16 protein-coding genes are annotated in these 18,172 nt (G+C 71.4%); 11 read left to right on the top strand and 5 right to left on the bottom strand.

The window, feature by feature from the left end; all coding sequences use genetic code 11:
• Positions 1–2 precede the first annotated feature (2 nt).
• The gene (locus VH914_05865; GenBank protein HEX4490716.1) at positions 3–1,196 is read right to left on the bottom strand and encodes a hypothetical protein; all 1,194 of its coding nucleotides are present in this window, start codon (positions 1,194–1,196) and stop codon (positions 3–5) included.
• A 656-nt stretch (positions 1,197–1,852) separates the two neighbouring features.
• A complete protein-coding gene (locus VH914_05860) occupies positions 1,853–2,491 on the bottom strand; it encodes a TetR/AcrR family transcriptional regulator (GenBank protein HEX4490715.1) in 639 nt (212 codons plus the stop codon).
• Positions 2,492–2,550: 59 nt separating this feature from the next.
• On the opposite strand from VH914_05860, the gene VH914_05855 reads away from it, so the two are divergent.
• The 4 genes from VH914_05855 (at position 2,551) to VH914_05840 (ending at position 5,552) form a co-directional block, all read left to right on the top strand.
• On the top strand, positions 2,551–2,751 hold the full coding sequence (locus VH914_05855; protein ID HEX4490714.1) for a ferredoxin: 201 nt from the start codon (positions 2,551–2,553) through the stop codon (positions 2,749–2,751).
• Complete coding sequence (locus tag VH914_05850) at positions 2,748–3,959, top strand: cytochrome P450 (protein HEX4490713.1); 1,212 nt, start codon at positions 2,748–2,750, stop codon at positions 3,957–3,959. The genes VH914_05855 and VH914_05850 overlap by 4 nt, the downstream gene beginning before the upstream one ends.
• A gap of 113 nt (positions 3,960–4,072) precedes the next feature.
• Positions 4,073–4,471 carry a cupredoxin domain-containing protein gene (locus VH914_05845; GenBank protein ID HEX4490712.1) on the top strand — a complete coding sequence of 133 codons (399 nt, stop codon included), beginning with the start codon at positions 4,073–4,075 and terminating at the stop codon, positions 4,469–4,471.
• Positions 4,472–4,505: 34 nt separating this feature from the next.
• Positions 4,506–5,552 carry a multicopper oxidase domain-containing protein gene (locus VH914_05840; GenBank protein ID HEX4490711.1) on the top strand — a complete coding sequence of 349 codons (1,047 nt, stop codon included), beginning with the start codon at positions 4,506–4,508 and terminating at the stop codon, positions 5,550–5,552.
• Positions 5,553–5,564: 12 nt separating this feature from the next.
• Here VH914_05840 and VH914_05835 read toward each other — a convergent pair whose 3' ends face one another.
• Genes VH914_05835 through VH914_05825 form a run of 3 tightly spaced genes read right to left on the bottom strand, consistent with a single transcriptional unit; the run spans position 5,565 to position 9,423 of the window.
• Complete coding sequence (locus tag VH914_05835; GenBank protein ID HEX4490710.1) at positions 5,565–7,679, bottom strand: glycosyltransferase family 39 protein; 2,115 nt, start codon at positions 7,677–7,679, stop codon at positions 5,565–5,567.
• Positions 7,676–8,218, bottom strand: a complete 543-nt coding sequence (locus tag VH914_05830) for a GtrA family protein (GenBank protein HEX4490709.1) — start codon at positions 8,216–8,218, stop codon at positions 7,676–7,678. The genes VH914_05835 and VH914_05830 overlap by 4 nt, the downstream gene beginning before the upstream one ends.
• A complete protein-coding gene (locus VH914_05825) occupies positions 8,218–9,423 on the bottom strand; it encodes a glycosyltransferase (protein ID HEX4490708.1) in 1,206 nt (401 codons plus the stop codon). The genes VH914_05830 and VH914_05825 overlap by 1 nt, the downstream gene beginning before the upstream one ends.
• 187 nt (positions 9,424–9,610) lie before the next feature.
• On the opposite strand from VH914_05825, the gene VH914_05820 reads away from it, so the two are divergent.
• The 7 genes from VH914_05820 (at position 9,611) to VH914_05790 (ending at position 18,129) form a co-directional block, all read left to right on the top strand.
• A complete protein-coding gene (locus VH914_05820) occupies positions 9,611–10,579 on the top strand; it encodes a bifunctional riboflavin kinase/FAD synthetase (protein HEX4490707.1) in 969 nt (322 codons plus the stop codon).
• 188 nt (positions 10,580–10,767) lie between these two features.
• Entirely contained in the window at positions 10,768–11,502 is a 735-nt protein-coding gene (locus tag VH914_05815) for a GntR family transcriptional regulator (GenBank protein HEX4490706.1), read from the top strand.
• A gap of 30 nt (positions 11,503–11,532) precedes the next feature.
• Positions 11,533–12,663 carry a BMP family ABC transporter substrate-binding protein gene (locus VH914_05810; GenBank protein HEX4490705.1) on the top strand — a complete coding sequence of 377 codons (1,131 nt, stop codon included), beginning with the start codon at positions 11,533–11,535 and terminating at the stop codon, positions 12,661–12,663.
• Positions 12,664–12,676: 13 nt separating this feature from the next.
• Positions 12,677–14,209, top strand: a complete 1,533-nt coding sequence (locus VH914_05805) for an ABC transporter ATP-binding protein (protein HEX4490704.1) — start codon at positions 12,677–12,679, stop codon at positions 14,207–14,209.
• Entirely contained in the window at positions 14,206–15,282 is a 1,077-nt protein-coding gene (locus VH914_05800; GenBank protein ID HEX4490703.1) for an ABC transporter permease, read from the top strand. The genes VH914_05805 and VH914_05800 overlap by 4 nt, the downstream gene beginning before the upstream one ends.
• 187 nt (positions 15,283–15,469) lie before the next feature.
• Positions 15,470–16,375, top strand: coding sequence for an ABC transporter permease (locus tag VH914_05795; protein ID HEX4490702.1), 906 nt, complete (start codon positions 15,470–15,472; stop codon positions 16,373–16,375).
• A gap of 101 nt (positions 16,376–16,476) precedes the next feature.
• Positions 16,477–18,129 carry a S53 family peptidase gene (locus VH914_05790; protein HEX4490701.1) on the top strand — a complete coding sequence of 551 codons (1,653 nt, stop codon included), beginning with the start codon at positions 16,477–16,479 and terminating at the stop codon, positions 18,127–18,129.
• Positions 18,130–18,172: the final 43 nt, after the last annotated feature.

Raw genomic sequence — 18,172 nt, 5'->3', positions numbered from 1 at the left:
GATCAGAGTGCCGCAATGAAGGGGTTCACGCCGCGCGCCGCGAGCAGGTACCACGCGGTCGCGCCGGTGTGCAGCGACGCGTCGTAGCCGTCGCCCCCGCAGTCGCCGAGACCGTCCTTCGACGCGGCGATGATCCCGCGACCGTCGGCGTTGAGCCCCGACACCTGCGCGCGCCGGATGGTCGCGAGATAGCGCTGTGCGTGCGCGGCATCGGCCGTCGATCCCCGGAGCGCGAATGCGAGCGCGAGGTGCGCCGTCCCCTCGAACCACACGCCACTGCGATCACCCTGACAGAACGAGACACCGTCGAAGCCGTCGGCCTTCGCCGCCAGGTGCACGCGATCCCAATCGAGCGCGTGCTCGTATTCGGGCGCTTGGAGCGCGAGGTACGACCAGCTGTTGACGTCTTCCGGCCGCAGGGTGTCGTTGACGGTCACACCGTCGTCCTCGGTGCCGGTGAAGAACCGTCCGTGCGTCGGTTCCCACATCGACTGCACGAACGTGAGCGCCGCGTTCGCTCGGGTCGACCAGATGGGGTCACCGGTCGCGCTCGCGAGCATCTCGAACAACGCGTACGCGTCGATGTTGTGCTCCGTCGACTTCCACTGGATACTCGTGCCGTCCGCCCGCGCCCCGCCCGTGTACCCGCCGGCACCGCGTGTGTCGGCCGCGTGGTCCTGGATCCAATTGCCGATCGCGAGCGCGCCGTCGAGATACGCGTCGTTCCCGGTGCGGGCGCGCAACCGGGTGAGCGCCATCCCGGCCCACGCGAGACTGCCGACGGTGGTCGTCGCGTTCACGACCTTGATCCGCGCCGGGCTCCGCAGCGGAGTGGGCGCGTACGCGGCGCGCAGCCGGCCGTCCTGCTCGACGTCGTTGGTCTGAACGAACAGCAGCGCGTCGCCGATGACCGTCGCGCGGCGCACGTCGCCCGGTCGGCCGCGCGCGAGGTACGCGTCGATCACGAGTGCGTCGTCGTACGTGACCGACGCGGTGTAGTCGAGCGCCGGTTGCGGCTGGAAGCTCTGCACGAGACGGAGCACGTGCCCGCTCGCGTATTTGTCCATCATCAGATCGAGGAAGTCGTACGCCGACGCGGTGCTCGAGCCCTGTGGTCGCGCGCTTGCCGCGTGCGCGACGGCCGGCGAGACCGTGAGCGCGATCGCGGCGCCCAGCGCGACGACGAAGCTGCGCATGTCACGAACGCTAGCGACGCCACTCCCGGCGAACTCGGAGGCGGCTCGGGGCTCGTCGGCGGGCGCGTGCCCCATCGTGGTGTGTGACCCGAGCGGATCGGGCCCGACCCGAAAGGACCCACGATGACTCCAGCCCGAACAGTCTTCCTCGCCGCGACCGACTCCACGAACGCCACCGCCGCGTCGGGCTCCTACGCCTCGGTCGCACCGAGGGCGCATCCGCCTCCGCTCGGCGGCGGGCCCGCCGGCTTCCACGCCACCCGGAGGATCGCCGGCACGGGCTGACCCGGGCGACCCACACGATTTCCCCCGAAGAGCAGGCAGGTGCCGCCGCGAGGCCGCCTGCCTGCTCTCGCGAGCGCGTCGAGTTGGCTCAAGCCGCCGGGAGCGCGCGCCGATCCTTCCGGGGAGGGGAGGCTTCGACGATGGCACGCGCGGCGCGGGATGGACGCAGACGGTTCGGGCGGCGCCGCCGCGACGCGAGCGCGTCCGAGCAAGAGCCCGAGCGCGACCTCACCGCCTTCGTCGGGGACTACCTGATCCCGGAGGATCAGCGGGTCGCGACCTCGCACTGGCACCCGTCCCGCCGCGGGAACTCGCCGCACCATCGCGACGCTTGACGGTCGCGCTCGCTCACGCTCGCCGCTCCTGACAGCTCAGTCGACACGTCGGGCGGGCCGCACGGCGACCCGCCCGCTCCTGCGGGGAGTCCTCGCTCGCGTTTCGACCGCCGCGAGGCCGTCGATCATCAGCTCCATCGATCGGATCGCGCGCGCTGACGCGCGGCGACGCTGCTTCGACGCGACGACGTACTCGCCCGCACGCCGGGCCGCGCCGTGGAGCGCGATCGCGGTCACCTCGGGGTCGCACGGCTCGATCTCACCGGCCGCGATCGCCATCGCGAGCTGCTCGCGCAGCAACTCGTAGGTGCTGCCGAGGTCGCCCTGGCCGGGCACGATCTTCGGCGCGTCGATGAGCACGATCCTCGCGAAGTCGTCGCGCGTGCAGAGCTCGAGGAACACGCGCATCCCGTTGCGGATGCGCGCGAGCGGCGACGCGATCTCGAGCAGCGCGTCCCGGCGTTCGTGAAACGCGTCGTCGGCCTGCTCGAACACCGCGGTGAAGATCTCGCGCTTGCCGTCGGGGAAGTAGTGGTAGAGCGCGCCGCGGGCCATGCCCGCGCGATCGAGGATCGCGGCGACGGTCGTGCCCTCGTAGCCGGACTCGGTGAAACAGCTCCGGGCCGCGTCGACGAGCGCGGCCCGCGACTGCTGCGCCTGCTCCCTGCGTCCCACGCGCCGGAACCCTACCCTTTTCATTGACCGACCGTCGGTCAACAAAATAAGGTGGGCGGATGCGAGTGCACGTGGATTCGGACAAGTGCCAGGGCCACAACCGCTGCTACGCGATCGCGCCGGAGCTGTTCGACGTCGACGACCTCGGCTTCGCCCACGAGCTCGGCGACGGCACGGTGCCGCCCGCGCTCGAAGCGCAGGCGCGGCTCGCGGTCGCGAACTGCCCCGAGTACGCGATCTCGGTCGAGGAGTCGTCATGAGCGAGCGGCCCGCGGTCACCGACTGGACGACCGACTTCGACCACACCGATCCGCGCTGGCGCACCGACCCGTATCCGATCTGGGACGAGCTCCGCGGGAAGTGTCCCGTCGCGCACACCGATCGCTACGGCGGCGCGTGGCTACCGGTCCGCCGCGACGACATCGCCGCGATCGCGTACGACACTGAACACTTCACGTCGCGCTCCGTCATCGTGAGCGAGCTCCGCCCCGACGAGCACGACCTGCCCGCGCCGATCGGCATCGCGCCGCCGATCACGTCCGACCCGCCGTTCCATTCGATGGCGCGGCGCATGCTCCTGCCCGCGTTCGGGCCGAAGGCGATCGCCGCCTACGAGCCGTTCACGCGTGCGCTCTGCCGCGAGCTGCTCGACGCGACGAGCGGACGGAACGAGCTCGACGCCGCGCTCGACTACGCGCAGCAGATCCCGCCGCGCGTGATCGTCAAGATGCTCGGCTTCCCGCAGGAGGACGCCGACCGCTTCCGCCGCTTCATCCACGCCGTGATCGAGGACGTCGACCTGAGCGCCGAGGCGCGCGAGGCGAACCTCGACGACAGCGAGATCGACGAGTACATCGACGCGCGCATCGAGGAGCATCTCCGAGAGCCGCGCGACGACCTCACCACGTTCCTGCTCGAGGCGGAGCTCGACGGCGAGCGCCTGCACCCCGACCACGTGCGCGGCACGATGGTGCTGCTGATGATCGCGGGCATCGACACGACGTGGTCCGCGATCGGCGCGGCGCTCTGGCACCTCGCACAACACCCGGAAGATCGGCGCCGGCTCGCGGCCGAGCCCGCGCTCATGACGACCGCGGTGGAAGAGCTGCTGCGGGCGTACGCGCCGGTGACGATGGCGCGCCTCGTCGCCGAGGACTTCGACTTCGAGGGCCGCCGCTTCCGCGCCGGCGATTGGGTGCTGCTGCCGTTCCCCGCGGCGAACCGCGATCCCGAAGCCTTCGTCGACGCCGATCAGGTCGTGCTCGACCGCGCCGAGAACCGTCACGCCGCGTTCGGGCTCGGCATCCACCGTTGCATCGGATCGAACCTCGCGCGCATGGAGCTGCGGGTCGCGCTCGAGGAGTGGCTCGCGCGCTATCCCGACTTCGAGCTCACGGATCCGGCCGCGGTCACGTGGTCCGCGGGTCAGGTGCGCGGCCCGCGCGCGGTGCCGCTGCGCATCCGCTGAATCGCCCCGTTTCGAGGCTCCGGATCGCACCGAATACAGCGGAACGCGACGAAATGACCACCTTGTGCGCGCGCGGGCGCGACCCTACGATGGCGCCGTTCGGCGGGGATGGGGTGGACGACACGGGAGGGCTCAAGGGCATGGCGGATCGACGCGGACTTCGACGGTTGGCGTTCGGCACGGGCGCGCTCGCGTCCGCCGCGCTGGTGCTCGCCGGCGCGGGAGTGGGCACGGCCGCGGCCGCGCCGAAGGCACCGGCAGTGAAGACGGCGAGCGTGAAGATCCAGAGCTTCCTCTTCAAGCCGCACACGCTGAAGATCACGACCAAGACGAAGGTCACGTGGACGAATCTCGACTCCACGGGCCACAACATCCAGTTCGCCGACTTCGGCATCAAGCGCGCGCTGGGGACCGGCCAGACCTGGAGCCACAAGTTCGTGACCCCGGGCACCTACGCGTACCACTGCCAGATCCATCCCGACATGACCGGCAAGGTCGTCGTCAGCGGCTGACGCACGTACGGCACGCAAGCCGAGGGCGACGGCGATGGGTGAGATCGATCGGCGGAAGTTCCTACGCGGCGCGGCCGTCAGCGGGCTGCTCGGCACGGTCGGCGGCAGCGCGCTCGTCGAGGGTCTGACCGACTCGCGCGCGAGCGCGGCCGACGCGCCCGCGCCGTTCACCGCGGCACCGGGCAAGACGCGCGAAGTCTGGATCCAGGCCGACTCGTTCCGCCGCAACCTCGTGCCGAACGGCGTCGACGGGATGATGGGCACGACGTACACGAAGGACCAGACGTCGTACTGGGCGCTCGGCTTCCGCGCGTACTCGCCGAACTTCGGCGCGCCCCTCCCTGCGAGCGACGACATCGGCGCGAACGACGGCATCCCCGGACCGACGCTGCGGCTCAACGTCGGCGACACCGTGAAGGTGCACTTCCGCAACAACGACTCGCACTTCAAGTACGCGCACAGCCTGCACCCGCACGGCGTCTTCTACGACCCGGCCTCCGACGGCGCGTGGCTCGCGACCGATCCGAAGAAACCGGGAACCGCGGTCGCGTTCGGCGACAGGTACACGTACACGTGGAAGGTGCTGCGGTCGTCGGTCGGCACGTGGCCGTACCACGACCACTCGAAGCCGGAGTCGATCTTCCACGGCACGCCGCCGATGCCCGAAGCGTCGGCGACGCTCGGCATGTTCGGCGTCATCGTCGTCGAAGATCCAAAGGCGCCCGCGGCCGACCGCGAGAACGTCGTGTTCCTGCACGACATCTACGTGCCCGCGCTCTCGCAGCAGTTCAACTGCGTCAACGGTCGCGCCTTCATCGACAACACACCGACGTTCACCGCGCGCGTCGGCGAGCGCGTGCGCTGGCGCGTCGCGACGCTCGGCGACAACTTCCACGTGTTCCACGTGCACGGTCACCGCTGGGAGTACGAGGGCCGGTACGACGACTCGCTGCTCCTCGGCCCCGCGTCGACCGTCACGTTCGACTACATCGAGGACAACCCCGGCGACTGGCTGTACCACTGCCACGTCGCGATGCACATGATGGGCGGCATGATCGGCCGCTACAAAGTCATCGCGTAAGCGTTCACGCGCTCAGGTCGCGGTGCCGCTCGTGAGGTCGTAGACGCTCGTGCCACCGATGGTCGTCTGCGTGAAGTGCTGCTCGACCCACTGCGTGATCTGCGACGCGGTGTCGTTGAAGGTGCCTTCGATGCCGCCCGCGATGTAGTAGTGGATCTTGCCCTCGCGCACGTACTGCTCGAACTGCGCGAGCGACGGTGCGGGGTCGGTGCCGTTGAAGCCGCCGATCGCCATCACCGCCTCACCGCTCGCGAGCTGGTAGCCGGCCGCGGAGTTGGAGTTCACGGTCGCCGCGGCCCAGCGGTAGCGCGACGCGTTCGTCTGCAGCGCCTGCACGAGCGCGCTCGACGGCGTCGTCGCGTTGAGGAACCCGCCGCCGCCGCCGTTGTTGCCGAAGGCCCGGCCGAACGGGTTGCCATTCCCATTCCCGTTTCCGAACGGGACGCCGTTGCCGTTTCCGAATCCCGGGAGCGCGCCGCCGTTCCCACCGAGGCCGGGGAGGGTGCCACGGTTGGTTCCGAAGGGCGCGCCCCCGAAGCCGGGCCGGCCGCCGAAGCGACCGCCGCCGAACTGTCCGCCGCGCACCGTCGGTCCCGCGGCCGGAATCGCGCCCGAGTGCGGCGTCGCCGCGGTATCGAGCGCGTACGCGACGGGACCGGCCAACGCGATCGCGAGACCCGCGATCGCGAGCACGACGCCGAGCTGCTTCGCGAACGCCGGCGCGAAGAAGATGCCGGCGGCGACGGGCAGGCCGACCCACAACACCACGCCGCGCAGCGCCGGATGCCAGGTCGCGCTGCGTTCGAGCAGCTGGTACGAGACGATGCTCGTCGTCGCGAGCGCGACCGCGAGCGTGCCGCGCGAGAACCACGACTCGCGCGTGCGCCACAGCGTGACCGCGCCCATGCCGACGAGCGCGCCGACCGCGGGCGCGAGCGCGACCGAGTAGTAGGGATGGATGATGCCGCTCGCGAAGCTGAACACCGCGGCGGTGAGCACGAGCCAACCGCCCCAGATGAGGAACGCGACGCGCGTGCGATCGGTGCGCGAACGACGGGCGGTGACGACGAGTCCCGCGGCGAGCAGGATCAGGGCCGCGGGCACGAGCCACGCGACCTGCCCGCCCCAATCGGACTGCCAGAGTCGGTTCCAGCCCGTCGGACCCCAACGATTGGTACCGCTCGCGGGGCCGCCGCCGACGCTGCCGGTCTCGTTCCCCGTGATGCGGCCGAAGCCGTTGTAACCGAAGATCAGGTTGAGGATGCTGTTGTCCTGCGAGCCGCCGATGTACGGCCGGCTCGACGCGGGCCACAGGGCGACGATCGCGACCCACCAGCCCGACGCCACGAGCAGCGCGAGCGCGCCCCACGCGAGCTGGCGCACGCGTCGCCACAGGTCCAGCGGGCCGAAGCACAGATAGACCAGCGCGAAGACCGGCATCACGATGAACGCCTGCATCATCTTCGTGATGAAGCCGGTGCCGACGAGCGCGCACGCGAGCAGGATCCAGCGCGTGCGGCCGTCTTCGTGCGCGCGCACCATCGCGTACGCCGCGCCGACGAGCAGCAGCACGAGGAGTGCGTCGGGATTGTTGAAGCGGAACATCAACACCGCGACGGGTGTCGTCGCCATGACCGCGCCCGCGATCAGCCCGGCCGCGGGTGAGAACCAGCGCCGGACGGTCGCGTAGAGCAACCCGACCGCGGCGACGCCCTCGAGCGCCTGGGGCACGAGCACGCTCCACGCGTTCACACCGAAGAGGCGCGCCGAGATCTCCATCACCCACAGCGCCGCGGGCGGTTTGTCGACGGTGATGAAGTTCGACGCGTCGGACGAGCCGAAGAACGCGGCCTTCCAGCTCTTCGTGCCCGCCTGCACGGCGGCCGAGTAGAAGGCGTTCGCCCAACCCGACGCGCCGAGGTCCCAGAGATAGAGGAGACCGGTACCGACGAGCAGCGCGAGCAGCGCGGGGCGCACCCAACGCGGATCGTCGGGACGACCGCGCCAGAAGCGTGCGATCGGGTTCGGTTGCGACGGCGGCGGCTCGGGCGGCGCGGCCTCGACGTCGGCCTTGCGCGTCGCGAGGTCGAGCGTCATCACGTCTTCGGGCGGCAACGTCGTCGTCATGGCTGCGACTCTGCCGGACGATCCTGGGAGCGGGCCGAGCCGGCACCGGGAGTCCGTGGTGTGCGATCTGCGAACAGGATGCGGTCGAGCACGACGAATTGCGCGAGCCAGATCGAGCCCCACGCGGCCAGGTTCGCGAGCTCGATGACCAGCGTGCGCATCGCGTCCGAGAGGCCCGAGCTCGTCGCGAACGCACCTGCGCACGCGACCGCAACCGTCGACAGCGCGAGGCCGGCGAACGTGAGCGCGCAGAACGGACCGACCTCGGCGACGATCGAGCGCCGGCCCGAACGCCGCCACACCCACCGGCGGTTGAGCTCAAACGACGGCACCGTGCCGCACGCGGTCGCAACGACGTTCGCCCATCCCGGCGCGAGCGCGCGTGTCGACACGAGGAGTCCGAGCACCGAGAGGCTCACGGTCGTCGAGACGACCGATACCGCGCCGTAGCGCAGCAGCCGGCGCAGCCGAACCTGCAGCGGCGACGGCGACGGCGACGGCACCCGCGGTCCCGTGACTCGGAGATCGCGCGCCGTCATCAAGAGCGGAATACCCAGCGGCGAAGCAGCACGAAGCGAACGATCGTGGCGAGCGCGTTCGCGACCGTGAGCCACACGAGCGCGTGGGTCAGCGTCGCGACACCGGCGACACGCAACGCCGCGAGCGTGACGAGGTTGAGCACGAGCGGGAGCGCGGCGAGCGAGAGGCCCGCGACGTAGTGACGAACGCGACTCGCGCGTCCGCGCAACGCAAACGTGAGTCGCCGGTTGGCCGCGGTGTTCGCGAGCGAGCACAACACGAGCGCGACCACGTCGGCGCCGTACGCGCCGAGGGGGCTCCACAAGAGCACGAGCAGCGCGCCGAACACGACGGTGCTGACTGCGCCGATCGACGCGAAGCGCACGAGCTGGCTGCCGAGCGCATCGTCGAACGACTCGGTCTGGTCCGAGGCACTCGTTCGCGCGAGTGATCCGTGACCACCGGCAAACGAGCGCGCGACGCGCCAAATGCCGCGCAGGTCGGCGGTCGCGGTCCCGACGACGTCGACACGCGAGTCGGCGTCGTCGACCCAGTCGACAGGTATCTCGTGGATGCGCAGCCCGTTGTGCTCGGCGAGGAGGAGGAGCTCCGTGTCGAAGAACCACTCCTGGTCCTCGACCATCGGGAGCAGCTCGCGCGCGACGTCGGCGCGGACGGCCTTGAACCCGCACTGCGCGTCGGAGAAACCGCTGCGCATCGTCGTACGCAGCAGCAGGTTGTAGGTGCGCGAGATCGCCTCGCGCTTCGGGCCCCGCACGACGCGGGAGCCGCGTGCGAGTCGGGTGCCGATCGCGATGTCGCTGTGGCCGGACAACAGCGGCGCGACGAGCGGCAGGAGCGCGTCGAGCCGGGTCGACAGGTCGACGTCCATGTACGCGACGACGCGCGCCGTGCTCGCCGACCACACCTCGCGTAGCGCGCGGCCGCGACCCTTGCGGTCGACGTGCACCGCGCGTACACCGCGCAGCCGGCATGCGAGCTCGCACGCGATCGCCCACGTGTCGTCGGTGCTCGCGTTGTCGGCGATCGTCACCTGCCACGACAGCGGAAAGTCGCGCGAGAGGTACGCGTGCAGCCGCTCGATCGACGGTGCGAGCTCGCCCGCCTCGTTGTAGACCGGCACCACGATCTCGACCGCGGTCGCGCGCGCGCCGGCGGCGGCCGCGAGCAGGGAGTCGTCGAGGAGCGCAGGGGTCGGGTTCACGATGACGAGAATCCACCGTAGGGCTGAACCCGCGCTCCACGGACCCTGAGAGTTGCCCGAGAAGGAAAGCAAGTGCAAGCGGCTGAAGCCCCCGGGCGGAGCGAGCAGGGCGCCCTCGATCGCTCCCAGCCTGCGTCACGAAGCAGCGAGCACAGCGAGCGCGACCAGATGACATAGCGTCCGGCGCGTGCAGGTGCTCCACGACACCGGCCCGCTGCCCGACTTCGCGAGCGGCACCGCGGTCACGATCGGCGCGTTCGACGGCGTCCACGTCGGACACACCGCGCTCATCGACGAGACCCGCAGGCTCGGCGCCGAGCTCGGCTGCCCGAGCGTGCTCGTCACGACCGACCGCCATCCCGCGACCGTGGTACGCCCCGCGTCGGCGCCCCCGCTGCTCGTCGACCAGACGCAGAAGCTCGAGCTGCTCGGCGCGACCGGCATCGACTACCTGTTCGTCGTCCACTTCGACGGCGAGCGCTCGCTCGAGGGCTCCGAGGAGTTCGTGCGCGAGGTTCTCGTCGACCAGCTGCACGCGCGGGTCGTCGTCGTCGGTTCCGACTTCCACTTCGGCCACCGCCGCAAGGGCGACGTCGCGCTCCTCGAGCAGCTCGGTGCCGAGACCGGCTTCAAGGTTGAGGGCATGAACCTCGTCGGGCTGCCCGGGCTCGACGGACCGATCAGCTCCACGCGCGCGCGGATCGCGCTCGCGTCGGGCGACGTCGAGCTCGCGGCCCGCCTGCTCGGACGACTGCCCGAGATCCACGGGATCGTCGAGCACGGCGACCACCGCGGGCGGACGATCGGGTTCCCCACCGCGAACGTCGCGGTACCGGGCGACATCCTCCTGCCGATCGACGGTGTCTACGCCGGCTGGTACCTGCGGCCCGGGACGAGTGGCGATCCCGCGCCCCACATGGCGGCGGTCAACATCGGGCGCCGCCCGACCTTCTACGAGGAGACCGGTCTCCTCCTCGTCGAGGCCCACCTCATCGATTTCGACGGCGACCTCTACGGCGAGCAGGCGCGCGTCCGCATCGCGGCGCGGCTGCGGGGCGAGGTCCGCTTCGACGGCATCGACGCGCTGAAGCACCAGCTGGTGCTCGACGTCGAGCACTCCCGCGCCCTCCTCGCCGCTCGCCCCGCGGGCCAATAAGTCCTGGTCGCGCTGGCTGCGCTCGCCACTTCGGGACGCGCGATCGGAGCGGCCGAGGTCGCCCTGCCCGCTTCGCTCGCGGGCTCGGCACTCGGGGTTGAACGCAGCGGAGTTGGGGGGCTATCCTTCTCGTCTGTTGGTCTGACCATCGGTCCAACAGACGAAGACCCCGCCGCAGGAGCCCGCCCGTGCCCGACGTCCGCCCCCGGTTCGAGCCCATCGAGCGCCAGACGGTGTCGGAGGGCATCCGCGACGCGTTGCTCGAGAGCATCCGCAGCGGCGAGCTGCCCCCCGGGAGTCGGTTGCCTTCGGAGCGGTCGCTCTGCGAGGAGTTCGGCGTCGCACGCACCTCGGTGCGCGAGGCGCTCCACGGTCTCGCCTCGCTCGGCGTCATCACCAAGCGGGCGAACCGCACGTTCGTGGCCGAGCACTTGCCCGGCACCGCGCTCGGCCCGGGCCCGCACGCGGGGCAGGCCGACCTGAAGCGCTACCTCGAGGAGCTCGTCGAGGTGCGGCGGGTCGTCGAGATCCCGATCGCGCGCCTCGCCGCCACGCGCGCGTCCGCCGACGACCGCGCGCACATCCGTGCGATCGCGCGCCGGCTCACGCCCGAGATGACGGTGAACGACTTCCGCCGCGGCGCGCGTGCACTGCACGTCGCGCTCGCGCAGGCCTGCGGCAACGCGACGCTCGCCGAGCTCTACGGCAAGGTGCTCGACGCGCAGTTCGACGCGTCCGCGCTCGACACCCTGCTCGACGCGAGCTCGAACGTATGGCTCGTGAAGCAGGTCATCTTCGAATCTGCGAGGACCTACAACGACCTCGCCGACGCGATCGCCGACGGTCGCGAGGACCACGCGGTCACCGCGATCGAGCGCAACCTCGCGCAGGTCGAGCAGCAGCTGATCGCCCGGGTCGTCTGACCCGCCGAACCGAGAACGGAGCGCGTGCGCATGAGAGCCCGATCGATCGCCCCGGTCGTGATCGTGACCGTCGCCGCGCTCGCGCTCGGTGCGTGCTCGAGCAAGTCGTCGAGCTCGACGGACGGCCGCACCTGCGCCAAGGACAACGGCCCGTGGAGCTGGTGCCCGGTGAAGGGCGGCGGCTACCTCGCTTCCGGTGAGCCCGACGTGAACCACGACGGCAAGGTCGTGCTCGCGATCCTCAGCCCCGGCGACACGCACGACCACGGCTACTACGAGAGCTTCGTCGACGAGGCGGACGCGTTCGCGAAGCGCGAGGGATGGACGGTGCGCACCGTCGACCAGGTGCCGCTCGCCGACGCCGCGCAGGATGCGCGGAACCTGTGCCGTCAACACGTCGACATGGTCGCGATCGCGGCGAGCAATCTGAAGGACGCGATCCCGGTCGCGTCGGAACCCGAGTGCAAGAACACGGTCTGGTACGTCGCGGGCGGGCAGGGCGTCGTGCAGACGAAGTACTTCGCCCAGACGACCGACATCGAGAGCCAGTCGGGCTACGCGTCGGGCGTCGCCGCGGGTCTGCTCATGAAGGCGAAGGGCATCACGAAGGCGGGCTTCCTCAGCGGTACGGAGGCGCCGTTCACGACGAACTTCGCGAAGGCCTGGACGGTCGGCATCAAGACGCAGGTTCCGAGCGCGAAGGTGGTGTCGACCTACACGGGCGACTTCGACAAGTCCGATCTCGCAGTCGAGGCGTACACCGCGATGAAGAGCCAGGGCGTCGGCCTCGTGTACCCGTACCTCGGGGGCGCGACGTTCGCCGTCGCGACGCAGGCCGCGAAGGATCACATCCCGGTGCTCACACCCGGCACCGACAACTGCGCGTCGACGAACCCGCCGTTCGCGATCTCGGTGATCTTCAGCCCCGGCGACTACTTCGCCGGCGCGCTGCAGGCGTTCTCGAAGGGCACGCTCGCAGTGGGCACGTCGCTGACGTTCCACATGGGCGTCGACGCGGCGCCGACGGTGAAGATCTGCAAGCCGGCCGGCGACCAGGCCGCAGTGCTCGCGAAGACGATCCGCGACATCGGCAACGGCACGATCGACACCGGCAAGGTCACGGGACTCGACGACTACAACGGCTACGTGCCGCAGTCGTAGATCGATGAACGCCGTGAGCGCCGCCGCGCCGGCCATCGAGGCCCGCTCGATCACGAAGCGGTTCGGGCCGGTCGTCGCGTGCGCGGGTGTCGACCTCGCGGTGCACCGCGGCGAGATCCACGGCGTCCTCGGCCAGAACGGCGCGGGCAAGACCACGCTCATGAACGTCCTGCTCGGCCTGACCCGGCCCGACGCGGGCGAGGTCCTCGTCGACGGTCGGCCGGTCGCGGTGCACGACCCGCACGAGGCCGCGCGCCTCGGGATCGCGATGGTGCACCAGCACTTCAGCCTCATCGGCGCGCTCACGGTGTGGGAGAACGTCACCCTCGGCGAGCGCGGGCGCGTCGACGCGCGCGCCACGATCCGGCGCGTCGAGGAGACCGCGGCGCGCTACGGCCTCGACGTCGACGCGCGCGCGCGTGTCGACGAGTTGACCCTCGGCGAGCGGCAACGGGTCGAGATCGTGAAGGGACTGCTGCGCGAGCCGGACGTCTTCATCCTCGACGAGCCGACCGCGGTGCTCACGACCGCGGAGTCGCTCGAGCTCTTCCGCGTGCTGCGCACCGTCGTGCAGGAGGAGCAGCGCGCCGTCATCCTCATCAGCCACAAGCTCGACGAGGTGCTGCGCGCGACCGATCGCGTCACGGTCATGCGCGACGGCGCGGTCGTCGCGCACGCCGCGACCGTCGACACCGACGCGGGTGAGCTCGCGCGCGAGATGGTCGGGCCGGCTGCAGTGCCGGTCGCGCTCGCGCGCGAGGAACACGCACCGCCGACCGCCGCGGTCGCGCTCGCGCTGCACGGCCTGAGCGCGCGCGGCCGCGACGGCCGCACCCGACTCGAAGCATTCGACCTCGCGGTGCGCGGCGGCGAGATCGTCGGGCTCGCGGGCAGCGAGGGCAACGGCCAAACCGTGCTCGCCGACCTCTTGTCGAGCCTGTTGCACGCGACGGCAGGCACGGTCGACGTCTGTGGGCACGCGGTCGTGTGCGGGCGCGCGGGCGCGTTCGCCGCCGCGGGCGTGGCCGTCGTCCCCGAGGACCGCGCCGACGCGTCGATCCCCGAGCTCTCGGTCGCGGAGAACCTCGCGATCGGCGCGCTCGACGAAGTGTGCACCGGTCGCTTCGTGAACCGTTCCCGTCTGCGGGCACGCGCCGAGCGGCTGCTCGCGGAGTTCGAGATCTCGGTGCCGTCGGTCGACGTGCCGTTCGCCTCGCTGTCGGGCGGCAACCAGCAACGCGTCGTGCTCGCACGTGAGCTGTCACGGGACCCGTCGGTGCTCGTCGCCGCGCAACCGACGCGGGGTCTCGACATCCGCGCGGTCGAGTACGTCGCGCGGCGGCTGCGCGCCGCGGCCGCGCGCGGGATCGCGGTGCTGCTCATCTCCACGGAGCTCGACGAGCTCGCCGCGCTGGCCGATCGTGTCGTCGCGATCCACCGCGGCCGCAACACCGGGGAGCTCGACCGCGCCGCGCTCGACGCCGAGACGCTCGGCCACATGATCGGTGGTCGCGCGACCCGCGCGCTCACCACGAGCGACGCGTGATCGAAGGCGCACGCGCGCGAATCGGATCCGCGCTCACCACCACGACGTTGCTCACGGTCGCGATCGCGGTCGCGCTGGCGCTGTCCGCGCTGCTCGTGGCACTCACACACGGTCCGTCTGGAAGCGTGGTGTCGTCGCTCTACGACGGCAGCGTCAACGGCTGGGGCTCGTTCGGGGCCACGCTCGACGCGTCCGCGCCGTTGCTGATCGTCGCGCTCGGAACGATCGTCACCGTGCGCGCGGGCGAGTTCAACATCGGTCAGGAAGGTCAGCTCGCGGTCGGCGCGCTCGCGGGCGCGATGGTCGCGATCCGCGTCGGCGGACCGGGCCCGCTCGTGCTCGTCGCCGCGCTCGCGGCCGCCGCGCTCGGCGGCGCGCTGTGGGCGGGCATCGCCGCGCTGCTCCGCTACTGGCGCGGCATCGACATCGTCATCGGCTCGCTGCTGCTCGTGTTCGTCGCGGGCCAGTTGCTCGCGTACGCCGTCAACAGCCGGTGGCTCGTCCAGGAGCACGGACCGGCGGCACAACGGCAGGCCGAGTCGGCGCCGCTGCCCTCGGGCGTGCGCCTGCCCCGACTCGGTCACTACCCGAATGCGAACGTCGGCGCGGGCTTCCTGCTCGCGCTCGGTCTCGCGGTCGTGCTCGCGGTCGCGCTGGCGCGCACGCGGTGGGGCTTCCGGCTCCGCATCCTCGGCCACAACCCGGTCGCGGCGCGCCGCGCGGGCATCAGCGCGGCGGTGGTCGGCGCGGCCGCGATCGTGTTGTCGGGCGCGTGCGCGGGACTCGCGGGCGGCGTGATGCTCACCGGTACCGCCTTCCGGCTGACGCCCGCGTTCTCGAACAACGTCGGATGGACCGGACTGCTCGTCGCGCTCGTCGCGCGCAACGACGTCGGCGCCGCGGTCGCGACGGCGCTGCTGTTCGGCGCGCTCGACGCGGGCGGCGGCTTCCTGTCGACGGTCGGGATCCCGAGCGATCTCGTCCCCGTCGTGCAGGCCCTCGTCGTGCTCGGCGTCGTGCTGCCGAGCGCGTTGACGCGCCGGCGAGCCGCCCGCGTCGAGGCCACAGCGTGATGTGTGTCGAAGCCTCACGACGAGCTCACTCACACGCGGCCGCAGGCGCGAGCGGAGCGAGCGTCGAGCCTCGCCAGCGAGCGTACGAGTCGGCGACCCGAAGGGGAGCCGGCGAAGGAGCGAGCGAGAAAGCACCGTCGTCGGCGACCCGAAGGGGAGCCGGCGAAGGAGCAAGCGAGAAAGCACCGTGAGCGACGTCACGACGATCCTGTCGAGCACCGTGCGGTTGAGCGTGCCGCTCGCGTTCGCGGCGTGCGGCGAGTACGTCGCCGAACGCGCCGGCACGCTCAATCTGTCGGTCGAGGCGATGATGCTGTCGGGCGCGTACGCGGGCGCGATCGGCTCCTCGGTGATGCACAACGCGGGCGCGGGACTCCTGTGGGGCATCGCGGTCGGCGTCGTCGTCGGCGCGATCCAAGGGACCATGAGTCACCGCGCGCGCGCGAACCCGTTCGTGGTCGCGATCACCCTGAACGTCCTCGCCCTCGGCGTGACGAGCTACCTCGCCGACACGCTCGCGATGCACGCGCACCAGGCCGGCATCCTCACGATCCCCGTGCTCTCGCACGTTCCCTTCGTCGGACGGCCGCTGTTCTCCGAGCGCTGGCCCGCGTTCGCGCTCTACGCGCTCGTGCCGTTCGTGTGGTGGGTGATGCAGCGCCGACGCTTCGGCCTCGAGCTGCGTGCGGTCGGCGAGAACCCCGCGGCCGCCGACGTCAGCGGCATCGACGTCGACCGCCGGCGCCGGCAGGCACTGCTCTGGTGCGGCGCGCTGTCGGGACTCGGCGGCGCGTTCCTCGCGGTGGGCGAGGTCGGCACGTTCACCACGAACATGACCGCGGGTCGGGGCTACATCGTGATCGCGGCCGTCATCTTCGGCGGCTGGACCCTGCGGGGCACGATCGCCGGCTGCTTCCTCTTCGGCGGCGCCGACGCGCTGCGCCTCGCGCTTCCCGCGATCGGGTACACGCTCAACCCCCAGCTGCTCGTCGTCGCGCCGTACGTGCTGCCGCTCGTCGTCATGGCCGTCTTCAGCGTGCGGCGACGCCAGCCCGCCGCGCTCGCGCAACCCTTCGAGCGCGCGTCGAGCTGACCGCGCCTCCCCCGTTTGGGTGACCACGCGCGCGGGTAACGCGCCGCCCGTCAAACCCGCTCGGCGCGCGCCGAGCCCTCCCGGGGGAGCTTCACCACAGAATGATTCGCACCCGCGTCCTCGCGACGCTCGGCGCGAGTGCCGTCGCCGCCGCGCTCGTCGGCAGCCTGGCGCTCGTACCCACTCCGGCGGGCGCAGCCTCATGGGCCGCCACCGCCACGAAGGCCGAGACGCTCGTCGACGCCACCAACCTCGGCACCACTGCCGCGTCGACGCCCCTCCGGGTCGCGCTCGCGTTGAACCTCCACAACCAGTCGGCGCTGACGCGCTCGATCCGCTCCGGTCACGTGCTCACGCCCGCGCAGTTCACCGCGAGCTACGCGCCGTCGGCGGCCCAGGCCCAGGCGGTCGCGTCGTACCTCACGAGCAAGGGCTTCACGAACGTCGCGGTCGCGTCGAACCGCCTGCTCGTCACTGCGAGCGGCACCGCCTCTCAGGCCGCGGCCGCGTTCAACACGCCGATCCGGTCGTTCAGCCAGCACGGCCATGTGGTGTTCGCGAACACGTCCGGCGCGCAGGTGCCCGCGAGCCTCGCCGGCACCGTCGGCGCGGTGCTCGGACTCACGAACGCGAACGTGATGAAGGCTTCGCCGACCGTCACGCAGTCCGACCCCGCGAGCTGCGCGGTCAGCGGCGTCGGCTACCCGTGCACGTACAACCCGCAGGGCTTCTGGAACGCGTACGACGCCGCGTCGGCGCCGACCGGGAGCGCCACGAAGGTCGGGGTCTTCGCGGAGGGCGACGTCTCCGGTGTCGTGACCGACCTGCGCACCGAGGAGACCGCGAACGGTCTCGCGCCGGTGCCGGTGACGATCTCCGGCCCGGGCAGCACCGACACGAGCGGTCTCGACGAGTGGGACATGGACACGCAGTACTCGACCGGAATGGCGGGCACGGTGTCGTCGCTCACGATCTACGACGCCGCGTCGATGGACGACGCGAGCCTCACCGCGCAGTTCAACCAGTTCGCGGCCGACGGCAGCGTCCAGGCCGCGAGCGCGTCGTTCGGTGAGTGCGAGTTCGCGGCGTCGCTCAGCGGTTCGATGCTCGCCGACGACAACATCTTCATGGAGGCCGCGGCGCAGGGTCAGACCGTCTTCACGTCGTCCGGCGACACCGGCGGCTTCTGCCCGGTCGGCGTCGCGGAGAACGGCGTGCCCGCGGGCGCGCCCGACGTGAGCTACCCGGCGTCGTCCCCGTGGGTGATCTCGGTCGGCGGCACCACGCTGCTCACGAACTCCGACGGTTCGTACGACGCGGAGATCGCGTGGCTCGCCGGCGGCGGCGGCCCGAGCCTGTTCGAGTCGCCCGCGTCGTTCCAGACCGGCGTGCTCCCGCCGCTCGGCACGGTGTGCGGACTCGTCGGCATCGCGTGCGGCCGCGCGGTTCCCGACGTCGCGCTCGACGCCGACCCGAACAGCGGCGCGAACGTCTACGTGAACGGCACGGCCGAGGGTGTCGGCGGCACCAGCCTGTCGTCACCGCTCATGCTCGGCGTGTGGGCCCGGCTCCAGTCGGCGGCCGGCAACGGCCTCGGCTTCGCGGGTCCGAAGCTCTACGCCGCGAGCGGCACCGCGGCGTTCCACGACATCCTCCTCGGCGACACCGGCCCGTACCCGGCGACCCCGGGCTACGACTTCGCGACCGGCGTCGGCACGCCCGACGTCGGCGCCGCGGTGTCGATCATCGGGTAGTTCGGCCCCACCCGCCGGTCGAAGGGGTCGCTCCTTCGGCGGC

The sequence above is a fragment of the Acidimicrobiia bacterium genome (assembly GCA_036271555.1).
In the GTDB taxonomy this organism is placed as follows: domain Bacteria; phylum Actinomycetota; class Acidimicrobiia; order IMCC26256; family PALSA-610; genus DATBAK01.
This window is presented reverse-complemented; position numbering and strand designations above follow the sequence as displayed.

What these genes read in the sequence shown, in the direction of transcription:
- VH914_05865 (HEX4490716.1), bottom strand. Translation starts at nt 1,196, where the DNA reads ATGCGCAGCTTCGTCGTCGCGCTGGGCGCCGCGATCGCGCTCACGGTC.
- VH914_05855 (HEX4490714.1), top strand. Translation starts at nt 2,551, where the DNA reads ATGCGAGTGCACGTGGATTCGGACAAGTGCCAGGGCCACAACCGCTGC.
- VH914_05850 (HEX4490713.1), top strand. Translation starts at nt 2,748, where the DNA reads ATGAGCGAGCGGCCCGCGGTCACCGACTGGACGACCGACTTCGACCAC.
- VH914_05840 (HEX4490711.1), top strand. Translation starts at nt 4,506, where the DNA reads ATGGGTGAGATCGATCGGCGGAAGTTCCTACGCGGCGCGGCCGTCAGC.
- VH914_05835 (HEX4490710.1), bottom strand. Translation starts at nt 7,679, where the DNA reads ATGACGACGACGTTGCCGCCCGAAGACGTGATGACGCTCGACCTCGCG.
- VH914_05830 (HEX4490709.1), bottom strand. Translation starts at nt 8,218, where the DNA reads ATGACGGCGCGCGATCTCCGAGTCACGGGACCGCGGGTGCCGTCGCCG.
- VH914_05810 (HEX4490705.1), top strand. Translation starts at nt 11,533, where the DNA reads ATGAGAGCCCGATCGATCGCCCCGGTCGTGATCGTGACCGTCGCCGCG.
- VH914_05790 (HEX4490701.1), top strand. Translation starts at nt 16,477, where the DNA reads ATGATTCGCACCCGCGTCCTCGCGACGCTCGGCGCGAGTGCCGTCGCC.